The following is an 11,862-nucleotide window of genomic DNA, read 5'->3' on the forward strand; positions in this document are numbered from 1 at the left end:
GGCTTTTCCGTGGAAGAAAACTATTGTGGAAGGAGTTGAACAGCCATGAGTGAGAGGGCAGAAGTTTCTTTTGATGCAGCTTTGATGATGGCACTCCGTGCAGATGCACAGAAAGAACTGGACGAGCTGCCAACTCCGGCACAGCTTAAAGAACGCTACCCGGATACTTTCCGATGGGATGCTCGCCTGCAAGCGGCGTTGCATAAACGCCGCCCTGTGCTGAAACGAGTGCTTGTTGCGGCCCTGACGCTGGTAATTCTGACCCTCGGTGCGCTTGCAGTAAGCGCAGACTTCCGCAAGGCAGTTTATACGATGATTCAGAAGTTCCTGCCTGTTGAGATGCAGCTGACGTATCAGGTGGATGGTGAGCCGTTGGAACAGCTTCCGAATGGATATAGCGACCATTATGTACCGGACGGCTTTGAACGAGATTATGAACAAGGATATGATAACGAAATAGCCTTTCTTCATGCCTATGTTGATGTCAATGATAAGAACATCTTTTATTATGTGGACTGTTCCATAATTCAAGACTATGGACAAGTCGAAACTTTCGACAATGAGCATACGGTTTATGAGCGCATTAAAGCTGGAACAGCTGATGCCACACTCGGAACGAGTAATAATGGAGGACATACAGGATATGTACTAGTATGGGAGAAAGATGGCATTTCACATACGATTATTGGAAAGATATCGCATGATGAGCTTCTAAGAATTGCGGAAAGCATTTCCTGATTTGTCAAGACCTTGCCGACACACTTGTGATTGTTTACAAATGTGTCTGCATTTTTTGTACAAATATACAAAGTTGATAAAATCTCGAAAATTTTTCAAAAAAGCTGTCACAAACGCAGTGTGAGCAACGTTGACTAAGCAAAAGCTCCTGTGGGAGTGTACAAAATGGAGGTTATTCATTAATCAAAATGACGAAAGAAGAAATTATTTCCATGCTATCAAAGGAATTGAACAGTGAATGGACGAATGGAGTCACATGTTTGATGGTGGAAAATTCCGATAGCTATATTCCAGTAATAGTTCATCACAATAAAAATGAACTTATTGTTGAAGTAGGAGAACAAGACAAGAAGATTTACCGCATCGGACGAAATGAGCTAAATAAAACATCTTAGTCATCACCAAAAAAATCATTGAAATCAGTCACAATTTGACGCATAGAATATGAATTCAAACTTGATATGAGGTGATTCCAATGCAGAACTTAAAGTATTAACCATTTTGCGCATGTACATTCAGACGGTGAAGCTCAAAAGGTTTGATTGTTCTGAAAGAATCACACACATCTCTTGCTGTGAACTTTCACAATGAAATGTTCACTTATAATGCATGGAATGTTGTAGGATGGGCGTAATGCCGAGGAAGTGCAAATGTCTTTAAGCAATCAAGAAAAATTTGTCAATAGTTTTTGGGTGATTATTCTTTTAGTTGCTGTTGGAATCTATTTTTGGGTGATTCCTAAAAATTTAATCGCAGAAGCGTATAGCAAGAAAAAACACTACAACTTGAAAAAGACATCAAGATTCTTGGCTGTTGGTTTTTGGATAATAGCGATTTCTTGTGTTCCAGTGCTGATTTCGCTGTGGTTTGATACTCCTTGGATCTGCATTATATGTGTGATTCTCTTGGTACTGGGGACATCTGTTCTACACGATTATGAGAGTGGAGGAAAATTGAAATAAATTTATAGCTTTTCATCTTGTGATGATGACAAACATCCCTCTATTTGCAACGACTGCAAAGTAGAGGGATGTTTTGTCTGCTTTGGATATTTTAATTAAAGGTTAGTCTTCTAATATGCCATGGTCACAGCCAAGTGAGAGATAATACGGTTTATGAGCGCATTAAAGTTGGAACAGCCGATGCCACACTCGGAACAAACAATAGCGGAGGCCGTACAGGATATGTGCTAGTATGGGAGAAAGATGGCATATCACATACGATCATTGGAAAGATACCGCGTGAAGAGATTCTAAAAATTGCAGAGAGCATTTCCTAACTGGCTGAATTTTTGCCCACACGCTTGTAATTATTTACAAATGTGTGGACACCTTTTTTGTTGAAGCGTCCAAAGCTGACAAGATTTTGAACTTTTTTCAAAAAAGCTGTCACAAACACAATGTGAACTACGTTGACTAAGCAAAAGCTCCTGTTGGAGTACACAAAATGGAGGTTATGTCTGATGAAACGATTTCAAATAGTGATTCTCACAATCATGCTGGCCAGTTTATCCGCCTGCGCAACAAATTCGCTACCGTCATCCTCCACCGAATCCTCTGTTTCCATATCGGTATCAAATCCACAAGATTTTTTATCAGAACTTGAGGATATGGAAACGAGTCAAATATTAGAAGAACTTAAAATTTCAGATGGCGGATATACCGAAGATTGTTTTTCGGTATTGTCTAAGCGGCTTGTTGAATTTTCAGAAGATACGCTTTGTATACTGAATCATAACAAACTGATGGCTGATACGGATTTTGAAGCGCTTGTCATAACTGGAATTGGAGCAGAACTTCCTTATATTGGGGCGGCAGAAGAAAAAGATACTCTTTACAAATACTTGAAATCTATTTCTACAGATGAAGAATATGCTGAAATAGCATCAAGAATCCTAGACAAATGGCTGTCGGAAAGTGATGGCTCCTAATTTTATCAAAAAAGTGGTGATTCCAATGCAGAAAAAATAGAACACATATTTCGAAAATATTGCTACCATCAAACTGTCAAAGAATACAAGTCAAACGGTTCTTTGATTCGTTCTAAAACGGATTACTATCAGGCCATTGGTGGTTAAGTCACTCCGTTTGTAAGGAAAGGGTTGAAAATGGATTTTCTTAAACAAAAAGGGCCATTAGCAAGAGAATTCTGCAACACGTTGATTTACATTATTTCGTTAGTGTCATTAAAGCCTTCAAGCCTTCAGAGGGTGTTGACAGAACTTCAATGGAATGGGATGTGGTTCTTTTCTCTGGCATTTTTCGCTGTCATCTTTATGGAAATGCTGTCCGATTTTTTGCTGGTTACAGATCGCTGCACTGCATGGAAAGCATTAAATGGAAATGTCAGCGAAGCCGAATTTCACAATCTTCAGCAGATTGTCCTATGCGAAAATCAGAAAGTTTCCATTGAGAAGAAACTTGCAAGTACGATACTACTGGTTCTGATGATATGTGCAACTGCTGCATTTGTGTGGTTTACCTTTTTGGTATAAGGTTTTGTTATGAAAGAGATAATTATTATACCACATATTGGAATTGGACAATTAAAATTAGGTATGACATCAGATGAGCTAGAAAATGCTCTTCTACAAATGAAGAAACAGTGGTCGAATTCTTCTGATGAAGCAATGCAAATGGAGCGTTGTGCGGAAACCGATGACCCTAATTTGATAACCGGACGATATATGGATAATGATTCGTTCTTTCTGGTGCAGTATCGGAACGGAAAAGCTGCTGAAATCGGCATCCAGCGAGATTTGTCTAAAGTAGCGTCAATAAAACTATTCGGAATGGATATGTTTAATACAACCGCCGAGTGTATTATTGATAGCTTAATGAAAAAGGACAACGTTATTTGCAACGAAAAGGACTTGCAACTTGGAACGGAATATCTTTTCCCTGAAATTGGAGTCCGACTTTGGAGAGAGCGAGCATTTCATCCCAAATTGTTGAAAGACCCGTTATACATGGAAGAGATGCAGGCGGTATTAGAAGACGAATATCAGTATCAGTATTTTCAGATGGTTACTGTGATGGGTTGAATTGCTAACGATTAATGGGATTTGATATAACTTTTCCGCTTGTAGTACATAGCAACGAACGCAGCTATCTGCTAATATGGGTGAACTAATTTGAAGTATTTTATTGACGAAGATCAAAGAAAAGCCTCACACAGCAGCTGCTATTTGGAATTTCAACAAGGGCAGTATCACGACAAGTGCTGGCTTGACACATCTATTAGCATCAGTGATGAAATATGGAATAGCCGCCATGTTTCAGATCTGATTCTTGAAGTGATTCCAGAGTTTGACTTTTATGGAATGACAATCGTTACAAAAGTACAATGGGATAATATTTTAACAAAAAGTCAATCGGATGGATGTACTTGCAAAGAGATTATTGCAGAAGTAGTTCCTTGGGCAGCAAAGTGTTTTGAAACGAATGATGTGTTCACTATCATAGGGATGTGAGTCGAACTTTCTCGGAGAATAACAGTGATACACAAAGGAGAGTGTAACATGAAAAAAATTCTTACAGCAATCGTATCGGTAAGCATATTTATTGTTGGAATTTTGCTTATACTTTGTGCGGACACTAATTTTTTATGGTATGCCTTTAATCAAAATGTTCGCCTTACAGTAGTTGCAGGGATTCTCATTGCACTTGTTGGTGGCGTTGGTGTGATAATGAATCTTTGGTGTATTCTAAAAGAATTGTACAGTAAATAGTTTATTGAAGGTTAAACTTCCAGTCTGCCATGGTCGCAGCCAAGAGAGATAATATTCAAGCTTACTACTCAGCAAAAGCTGGGCACACTCCAAGAATTTATTATAGAGGGTGAATATCCCGCACTTTGAACAATTTAACGACGAATATATTGTGCAATATAGAGAATTTCAATTGCGACTTCGCACTCGATTGACATGCAACGCAAAATACGTTACAATAAATCCGAGGTGATAACCATGGAAAAAACAATGACGCTCAATCTTCGTGTCAACCCTACTGTCAAGCAGCAAGCCGAAGACGTGCTGAAGCAGCTCGGCATCCCGATGGCAACAGCTATTGATATGTACCTGCGCCAGATCACCCTGACTGGCGGCATTCCCTTCTCTCTGTCCCTGCCGAAGGCTCCTGTGGCACTGAACGCTGACACCATGACCGATGATCAGCTTCATGCAGCCTTGCAGGTAGGCATTAAGGAAATTCAGAACGGTGATACCGTGGATGCTGCAAGCGCATTCGCACAGTTCAGGGAACAGCACAGATGAAACAGTATGACGTGAAAATTTCCCATATAGCCCTTAGCGACATGGAGCAGATTTACAGTTACATTGCTGACCGTCTGTTGGAGCCTGACACGGCTATGGGGCAGTATAATCGTATTGCAGAAGCCATCCAATCCCTGAACATCCTGCCGGAACGCTGCGCGCTGGTGGAAAGTGAACCCGATCGCACCCAAGGGCTGCGGCAGATGCTGGTGGACAACTACTCGGTGTTCTACATCGTGGGCGAGGATGCGGTGTCAGTGGCTCGTGTGCTGTACAGCGCATCCGACCTTGTGCGCCGCCTACGGAGAATGAAGTGAAAGAGGTGTTTGCATGACCGCCGTGATCTATGCTCGCTATTCCAGCGATAACCAGCGTGAAGAATCCATCGAAGGTCAGATTCGCGAGTGTACGGCCTACGCCGAAAAGAACGGCATTACCGTGGTCAAGCACTACATTGACCGCGCCCTTTCCGCCAAAACCGACAACCGCCCGGATTTCCAGCAGATGATCAAGGACAGCGAGAAGCGGTTGTTTGATATTGTGCTGGTCTGGAAGCTCGACCGCTTTGCCCGGAACCGCTACGATTCAGCGCACTATGAGTATCAGTTGGAACGAAATCATGTCAAGCTGGTATCTGCCACGGAGCCTATCTCTGACAGCCCTGCGGGTATCATGGTCAAGAGTATGCTCACCGGCATGGCTGAATACTACTCGGCAGAACTTTCTGAAAAGGTCGTGCGCGGCATGACTGAGAATGTTCTGAAGGGGAAGTACAACGGCGGCACGATTCCCATTGGTTTTAAGGTGGATGAGGAGAAGTTCTTTCAAGTCGACCCGCTGAAAGCTCCCTTTGTGGTAGAAGCCTTTCAGCGGTACAACGATGGCGCAACTATGAAAGAACTGATGAACTGGCTGAACGACAGCGGCGTGACTACCAACCGCAATCAGAAGTTCACCTATAACAGTATTCAGACCTTGCTGACAAACCGCCGTTATATCGGCGAGAACCGTTTTAAGGACATTGTGATGCCCGACAGCATCCCGGCCATCGTGGACAAGGACTTGTTTGAGGAAGTGCAGCTGAAAATCAAAAAGAACAGTCGCGCTCCTGCCCGCCACAAAGCCGAGGACGATTACCTGCTTACCACCAAGCTGTTCTGCGGAATGTGCGGTGCCATGATGTTCGGTGAGTGTGGCACAGGCCGGAACAAGGTCGTTCATCATTATTATAAGTGCTCTACTGCTAAGCGTTTCAAAACCTGCAAGAAAAAGACCGTCCGTAAGGAATGGCTGGAAGATTTGGTCGTGGCTGAAACCATGAAGCTGATTCAGGACGATGCTGTGATTGATGCCATTGTTGCAGAAGTTATGGAGTTGCAGGATCAGGAAAACACCACGCTTCCTTTGCTGGAAAAGCAGATGCGCGAGGTGGAGAACGGCATCGAGAATATGCTGAACGCTATTCAAGCAGGTGTGCTGACCAACTCCACCAAATTGCGTCTGGAAAAGCTGGAAGCCCAGCAGAAAGAGCTTGAAGTTCGGATTGCCGAAGAAAAAATCGCTCGGCCACGGTTGAGCGAAAATCAGGTTCGTTTCTGGCTGACCCGGTTCCGCAAGCTCGACCCGAACGTGAAAAGCCACCGGGAAACGCTTATCAATACGTTCGTGAACGCGGTTTATCTCTATGATGAAAAAGTTTTGATTACATTCAACTACAAAGACGGCACAAAAACCATCACTTTCGATGAAATCGCCGCCAAAGATGCCCCAGAGGGCAATGGTTCGGATTTGGGTTGTTTCGCTCCACCAACAAAAAGCACCTAGATTCGTTAAAATCTAGGTGCTTTTCTTTTTGCTGAAACTGGTTTATAAAGCACTCTATATCACAGAACGATTCGCTATTAGGGCGGCTTTTGTCACAATTTGTACGTATTTCCAGCAAAACAGAATGATTGTATAAAATTTATACACCCGCTAAAGTTTGTTTGTTGTCTGCTGCGGCGGCGCGGGGTATACTGTTGCCATAAGGACGGCGCAAGGATGCCGAAAAAAGCAATAAAAAGCAGGGAGGCTTTTCTATGTACTATTCCAGTGGCAACTATGAAGCATTTGCAACTCCTAAAAAGCCGGAGGGTGTCGATCATAAATCTGCATATATCATTGGTTCCGGTCTGGCCGCACTGACAGCTGCATGTTATCTGGTGCGTGACGGCCAGATGAAGGGCGAGCATGTGCATGTGTTTGAGAAAGACCCCATCCCCGGCGGTGCCTGCGACGGCTACAAATACGATATCGGTTACGTGATGCGCGGTGGCCGCGAGATGGATAACCACTTCGAGGTCATGTGGGATCTGCTGCGCTCCATTCCGTCTCTGGAGACCGAGGGTGCCAGTGTGCTGGATGAGTACTACTGGCTGAACAAGGAAGACCCCAACTATTCACTGTGCCGTGCTACCGTCAACCGCGGCGAGGATGCCCACACCGATGGCAAGTTTGGCCTGTCTGATAAGGGTGCTATGGAGATCATGAAGCTCTTCTTCACCCCCAACGAGCAGCTGCAGGATAAGAAGATCACCGATTTCTTTGATGATGAAGTGCTGAACTCCAACTTCTGGCTGTACTGGCGCACCATGTTTGCTTTTGAGAACTGGCACAGTGCTCTGGAAATGAAGCTCTACCTCAAGCGTTATATCCACCACATCGGCGGTCTGCCGGACTTCACTGCCCTGCGCTTTACCCGCTACAACCAGTATGAATCTATCATCCTGCCCATGGTCACTTACCTGAAGGACCACGGCGTGCAGTTCCACTATGAGACCAAGGTCGTGGACGTGAAATTTGAGATCAATGGCAAGCGCAAGCAGGCAAGCAGCGTGGTTGTGGAGCACGCAGGTGAGATCAGCACCATTGACCTGACCGAAAATGATCTGCTGTTCATCACCAACGGCGGCTGCGTGGAAAGCTGCACGATGGGCGCACAGGACAAGGCAGCAGGCTTTGATCCCACCATCAAGCCGGGCAACGGCTGGGATCTGTGGAAGAAGATCGCTGCACAGGACCCTGCATTCGGCAATCCTGAAAAGTTCTGCTCCGACCCCGAACATTCCAACTGGGAAAGTGCCACCATCACTACGCTGGACGACAAAATCCCACAGTATATCCAGAAGATCTGCAAGCGTGACCCGTTCAGTGGCCACACCGTCACCGGCGGCATCGTCACCGTTAAGGACTCCAACTGGCTGCTCAGCTGGACGCTGAACCGTCAGCAGCAGTTCCGAGACCAGCCCAAGAACCAGCTGTGCGTCTGGGTCTACGGCCTGTTCAGTGATAAGCCCGGCAACTACGTCAAAAAGGCCATGCGCGACTGCACCGGCAAGGAACTGTGCATGGAATGGCTGTACCACATTGGTGTGCCCGAGGATCAGATCGAAGAGTTGGCCGAGCACAGTGCCAACACCATCCCGGTCATGATGCCGTATATCGATGCATTCTTTATGCCGCGTGCGATGGGCGACCGTCCTGATATCGTGCCGGAGGGTGCTGTCAACTTTGCCTTCCTGGGTCAGTTCGCCGAGACCGGCCGTGACACCATCTTCACCACCGAATACTCCATGCGCACCGGTATGGAAGCTGTGTACACCCTGCTGGACATCGACCGTGGTGTGCCTGAGGTCTGGGGCAGCACCTATGATGTACGTGCCCTGATCGATGCAACGGTCAAGCTGCGCGACGGCAAGAAGATCACCGACATGGATCTGCCGCTCATCCCGCGCCTTGCCATGAAGGAAGCTTTGAAAAAGATCGAGGGTACCGACCTTGAGAAATTCCTCAAGGAATACAATGCGATTTGAGCTCGTTGCTCTGATCCATTTTTGAATCCCCTTTGAAAACAGCCCGCTTTTGCAGTCAACGACTGGCTGCAGATGCGGGCTGTTTTTTGCCCCGAAAAGGAATAATGTTGCACAAAAAGTGTGACTTGGTACCGTGAATTATGAACGAATTGTGCGATTCCGGGTTGTTCTTGGGTGTTTTGTGTGTTATGCTTAACATAACAAGCGTCGGGCTGGTTCTGTGCGCCCGATAAAAACAAAAGAGAGTTTTAAGAGGAGGTCGTTTTTCCATGAAACAGCTTATCTCCCGCCGCAGCTTCCTGAAAGCCGCAGGTGTCACTACGGCCGTTGCTGCCGTAAGTCTGGGCGCACCCGCTGCGTCTGCATGTTACCCCGGCAGCTTTAAGGACATTACGATCCTGTACACCAACGATGTTCATACTTACATCGACAAAAAATCGCCGGAACTGACCTATGCTGCCATCGCAGCTTTGAAAAAGAGCTATCAGGATGCAGGCAAAAATGTCCTGCTGGTAGATGCGGGCGACCATATTCAGGGTACCGCATATGGTTCCATGGACGAAGGTGCATCCATCATCCAGCTGATGAACACCGCTGGCTACGATGTTGCTACGCCCGGCAACCATGAATTCGACTACGGCATGGCCCGTGCAAAAGAGGTAATGGCTGAGGCAGATTTCCCGTACCTCTCCAGCAACTGGGTCAATCTGCCGCTGGGCAACCGCGTTCTGCCGGATGTCAAATACTTCACCATCGGCGGCCGCGTGATCGCATTTGTGGGCATCACCACGCCCGAGACCTTCACCAAGTCTACTCCGGCTTACTTCATGGACAAGAGCCAGAGCCGCTATATCTATGATATTCTGGGCGGTGACGACGGCCAGAAGCTGTACAAGGCTGTGCAGAAGTCCATTGATAAGGCCAAGGTTCTGGCTGACTACGTGATCGGTCTGGGCCATCTGGGCGTTGATCCTTCCTCTTCGCCCTGGACCAGCAAGGAAGTCATCGAGCACACCTCCGGCTTCGATGCATTCATCGACGGCCATTCTCACACCAAGATGGAGTGTGAGTGGGTGAAGGATCTGTCCGGCAAGGCTGTCGCCCTGACCCAGACCGGCTCTTATTTTGCAAATGTTGGCGAAATGACCATCAAGGCCGACGGCTCCATTGCCACCCGTCTGATCTCCTCTTACGAAGGCTCCGACAGTGCTGTTGCCGATATCCAGAACGCATGGGTCGCTTCTGTGGACGACATGCTGGGTGAGAAGATCGCTGTTGCCGATACGAACTTCTACATCTCCGACCCCGAGACTGGCAAGCGCCGCATCCGCATGGCAGAGACGAATCTCGGCGACTTCGTGGCCGACGGCATTTACTCCTACTTCAATGAGGTGGAACAGCTGCATTGTGACATCGCTATCATGAACGGCGGCGGCATCCGCGCCGATGAGAAAGCCGGCTACTGGACCTTCAAGACCTGCAAGCAGGTCAGCCCGTTTGGCAATGTGGCCTGTCTGATGTCTGTCACCGGCAAGCAGATCCAGGATGCACTGGAGTTTGCAGCTCGCTTTGCCGGAACGGAAAAGGAGAACGGCGGCTTCCTGCATGTGGCAGGCGCTTCCTACGAAATCCACGCCGATATCCCCAACACCGTGCAGACCGACGAGAAGAATGTCTGGATTGGCAGTGCCACCGGCACTCCGCGCGTGCAGAACGTGAAGATCTACAACAAGGCTTCCGGTACTTATGAACCGCTGGACGAGAGCAAGACCTACGCTCTGGCTGGCATGAATTACACTCTGCGCAATCTGGGCGATGGCTTTGCCATGTTTGATGGCGCAGAGCTGATCAAGGACTATGTGTCTGAGGATTACCTTGTGATGTCTACCTATGCCATGACCTTTGGCGGTGTAGATGCAGAGGGTCTGCCGCATTTGACCACCGCAAACAGCCCGCTGGCCGATTACCCGGGCTATCTGCTGGATTACGAGAATCCCTACGGCGCAGGCCGCATCAGCATCCTGTAATAACTGCATAAAAATGGGCGTACCGTCGCAAAGACGGTACGCTGTTTTTGTATAACAATATAGAACGAAAAAAGCCATCCGGTGTAAACCGGATGGCTTTTTGGTTGGGGATGAGAGAATCGAACTCCCACAAGTAGAGTCAGAGTCTACCGCACTACCACTATGCAAATCCCCAATATTCGATTGCGTTTCGCGGTGTGAGCCGCTCAACGTGTGCTATTATACGCGGAAAAGTGATACTTGTCAAGCGTGATTTTGAAAAAATTGCAAACTTTTTTAAAATGCGCGCACCAGCGGAGAAGTTTCTGCTTTACCATAAACTGGCATATTCTGCACCGGTCTCTTCATATACTAAAATGTACAAACCTTCAAGATACACAAAGAAGAGGAGGACGGCCTATGCTGGAACGAACCCATGCCCAGAACACCCAAACTTTGCTTTCGAGCCGCATCCCGCGGGATACCGAGCACGAACGCTATCACCCAGAACTGGAAGAAGAGCTGAAGGAATGTCTGTTCTGCCTGCGGCGCAATGAGATGATGTTTGATCTGGAGGTGGATACAGACCTGATCGAGCAGCGCATTTACGAGCGGCAGGCGCTTTTGTGCCGCTACCGGTACTTACTGGCCAGGGCGCGGGAGCTGGGGCTGCACACCGTCCTGACGAAGTATCAGCCTGCTGGACAGGTTTGAACAGGTTGGCAGCATAAAAATCTTGACAGAAAGCCCCTTGCGTGTTATCATAAGCAAAGATAAATGCGTACCGGGCTTTGTCCGGCGCGATGAAATTTTGAGAGTTAGAGAGGTTTTCTATTATGGAACGTATTAAGACCATTGCTACTCGTGACCTGACCAAGAGCGTTAAGACCGGCGGCTGCGGCGAGTGCCAGACTTCCTGCCAGTCCGCTTGCAAGACCTCCTGCGGCGTGGCTAACCAGCAGTGCGAGAACAGCAACAAGTAATTTTTGCAACC

General features: G+C 47.0%; 15 protein-coding genes and 1 tRNA gene. 15 read left to right on the plus strand and 1 reads right to left on the minus strand.

The features are described 5' to 3' along the window. Positions 1–45: 45 nt before the first annotated feature. The 13 genes from GKG34_RS04515 to GKG34_RS04580 all read left to right on the plus strand — a co-directional run bounded on the left by GKG34_RS04515 (position 46) and on the right by GKG34_RS04580 (position 10,889). A complete protein-coding gene (locus GKG34_RS04515; protein ID WP_154255680.1) occupies positions 46–738 on the plus strand; it encodes a DUF4367 domain-containing protein in 693 nt (230 codons plus the stop codon). 650 nt (positions 739–1,388) lie between these two features. Further along, entirely contained in the window at positions 1,389–1,700 is a 312-nt protein-coding gene (locus GKG34_RS04525; RefSeq protein ID WP_005946667.1) for a hypothetical protein, read from the plus strand. 134 nt (positions 1,701–1,834) lie between these two features. Beyond that, complete coding sequence (locus tag GKG34_RS04530; protein ID WP_242651836.1) at positions 1,835–2,017, plus strand: DUF4367 domain-containing protein; 183 nt, start codon at positions 1,835–1,837, stop codon at positions 2,015–2,017. 183 nt (positions 2,018–2,200) lie between these two features. Continuing rightward, positions 2,201–2,668 carry a hypothetical protein gene (locus GKG34_RS04535; protein WP_243139206.1) on the plus strand — a complete coding sequence of 156 codons (468 nt, stop codon included), beginning with the start codon at positions 2,201–2,203 and terminating at the stop codon, positions 2,666–2,668. Positions 2,669–2,845: 177 nt separating this feature from the next. Next, positions 2,846–3,232, plus strand: coding sequence for a hypothetical protein (locus GKG34_RS04540; RefSeq protein ID WP_223382614.1), 387 nt, complete (start codon positions 2,846–2,848; stop codon positions 3,230–3,232). Positions 3,233–3,241: 9 nt separating this feature from the next. Continuing rightward, the gene (locus GKG34_RS04545; protein WP_154255681.1) at positions 3,242–3,781 is read left to right on the plus strand and encodes a hypothetical protein; all 540 of its coding nucleotides are present in this window, start codon (positions 3,242–3,244) and stop codon (positions 3,779–3,781) included. Positions 3,782–3,871: 90 nt separating this feature from the next. Beyond that, positions 3,872–4,210 (plus strand): hypothetical protein, encoded by a 339-nt coding sequence (locus GKG34_RS04550; protein ID WP_154255682.1) that lies wholly within the window; start codon positions 3,872–3,874, stop codon positions 4,208–4,210. Positions 4,211–4,258: 48 nt separating this feature from the next. After that, on the plus strand, positions 4,259–4,468 hold the full coding sequence (locus tag GKG34_RS04555; RefSeq protein WP_097775234.1) for a hypothetical protein: 210 nt from the start codon (positions 4,259–4,261) through the stop codon (positions 4,466–4,468). Between the two features lie 237 nt (positions 4,469–4,705). After that, the gene (locus GKG34_RS04560; protein WP_154251734.1) at positions 4,706–5,011 is read left to right on the plus strand and encodes a type II toxin-antitoxin system RelB/DinJ family antitoxin; all 306 of its coding nucleotides are present in this window, start codon (positions 4,706–4,708) and stop codon (positions 5,009–5,011) included. Further along, complete coding sequence (locus GKG34_RS04565) at positions 5,008–5,328, plus strand: type II toxin-antitoxin system RelE/ParE family toxin (RefSeq protein WP_154255683.1); 321 nt, start codon at positions 5,008–5,010, stop codon at positions 5,326–5,328. The genes GKG34_RS04560 and GKG34_RS04565 overlap by 4 nt, the downstream gene beginning before the upstream one ends. 13 nt (positions 5,329–5,341) lie before the next feature. Next, complete coding sequence (locus GKG34_RS04570; protein ID WP_154255684.1) at positions 5,342–6,835, plus strand: recombinase family protein; 1,494 nt, start codon at positions 5,342–5,344, stop codon at positions 6,833–6,835. A gap of 254 nt (positions 6,836–7,089) precedes the next feature. After that, positions 7,090–8,862 (plus strand): oleate hydratase, encoded by a 1,773-nt coding sequence (locus tag GKG34_RS04575; protein WP_154255685.1) that lies wholly within the window; start codon positions 7,090–7,092, stop codon positions 8,860–8,862. 269 nt (positions 8,863–9,131) lie between these two features. Beyond that, the gene (locus tag GKG34_RS04580; protein ID WP_154255686.1) at positions 9,132–10,889 is read left to right on the plus strand and encodes a bifunctional UDP-sugar hydrolase/5'-nucleotidase; all 1,758 of its coding nucleotides are present in this window, start codon (positions 9,132–9,134) and stop codon (positions 10,887–10,889) included. Between the two features lie 101 nt (positions 10,890–10,990). On the opposite strand, the gene GKG34_RS04585 is transcribed toward GKG34_RS04580, so the two are convergent. After that, positions 10,991–11,064 (minus strand) — tRNA-Gln (locus GKG34_RS04585). Between the two features lie 224 nt (positions 11,065–11,288). Here GKG34_RS04585 and GKG34_RS04590 point away from each other — a divergent pair. Then, on the plus strand, positions 11,289–11,582 hold the full coding sequence (locus GKG34_RS04590) for a hypothetical protein (protein ID WP_005942150.1): 294 nt from the start codon (positions 11,289–11,291) through the stop codon (positions 11,580–11,582). Between the two features lie 122 nt (positions 11,583–11,704). Continuing rightward, a complete protein-coding gene (gene scfA / locus GKG34_RS04595) occupies positions 11,705–11,851 on the plus strand; it encodes a six-cysteine ranthipeptide SCIFF (protein WP_005926683.1) in 147 nt (48 codons plus the stop codon). Positions 11,852–11,862: the final 11 nt, after the last annotated feature.

This window comes from Faecalibacterium sp. BIOML-A4, assembly GCF_009679665.1.
In the GTDB taxonomy this organism is placed as follows: domain Bacteria; phylum Bacillota; class Clostridia; order Oscillospirales; family Ruminococcaceae; genus Faecalibacterium; species Faecalibacterium taiwanense.

What these genes read in the sequence shown, in the direction of transcription:
- GKG34_RS04515 (WP_154255680.1), top strand. Translation starts at nt 46, where the DNA reads ATGAGTGAGAGGGCAGAAGTTTCTTTTGATGCAGCTTTGATGATGGCA.
- GKG34_RS04525 (WP_005946667.1), top strand. Translation starts at nt 1,389, where the DNA reads ATGTCTTTAAGCAATCAAGAAAAATTTGTCAATAGTTTTTGGGTGATT.
- GKG34_RS04535 (WP_243139206.1), top strand. Translation starts at nt 2,201, where the DNA reads ATGAAACGATTTCAAATAGTGATTCTCACAATCATGCTGGCCAGTTTA.
- GKG34_RS04540 (WP_223382614.1), top strand. Translation starts at nt 2,846, where the DNA reads ATGGATTTTCTTAAACAAAAAGGGCCATTAGCAAGAGAATTCTGCAAC.
- GKG34_RS04545 (WP_154255681.1), top strand. Translation starts at nt 3,242, where the DNA reads ATGAAAGAGATAATTATTATACCACATATTGGAATTGGACAATTAAAA.
- GKG34_RS04555 (WP_097775234.1), top strand. Translation starts at nt 4,259, where the DNA reads ATGAAAAAAATTCTTACAGCAATCGTATCGGTAAGCATATTTATTGTT.
- GKG34_RS04560 (WP_154251734.1), top strand. Translation starts at nt 4,706, where the DNA reads ATGGAAAAAACAATGACGCTCAATCTTCGTGTCAACCCTACTGTCAAG.
- GKG34_RS04565 (WP_154255683.1), top strand. Translation starts at nt 5,008, where the DNA reads ATGAAACAGTATGACGTGAAAATTTCCCATATAGCCCTTAGCGACATG.
- GKG34_RS04570 (WP_154255684.1), top strand. Translation starts at nt 5,342, where the DNA reads ATGACCGCCGTGATCTATGCTCGCTATTCCAGCGATAACCAGCGTGAA.
- GKG34_RS04575 (WP_154255685.1), top strand. Translation starts at nt 7,090, where the DNA reads ATGTACTATTCCAGTGGCAACTATGAAGCATTTGCAACTCCTAAAAAG.
- GKG34_RS04580 (WP_154255686.1), top strand. Translation starts at nt 9,132, where the DNA reads ATGAAACAGCTTATCTCCCGCCGCAGCTTCCTGAAAGCCGCAGGTGTC.
- GKG34_RS04590 (WP_005942150.1), top strand. Translation starts at nt 11,289, where the DNA reads ATGCTGGAACGAACCCATGCCCAGAACACCCAAACTTTGCTTTCGAGC.
- scfA (WP_005926683.1), top strand. Translation starts at nt 11,705, where the DNA reads ATGGAACGTATTAAGACCATTGCTACTCGTGACCTGACCAAGAGCGTT.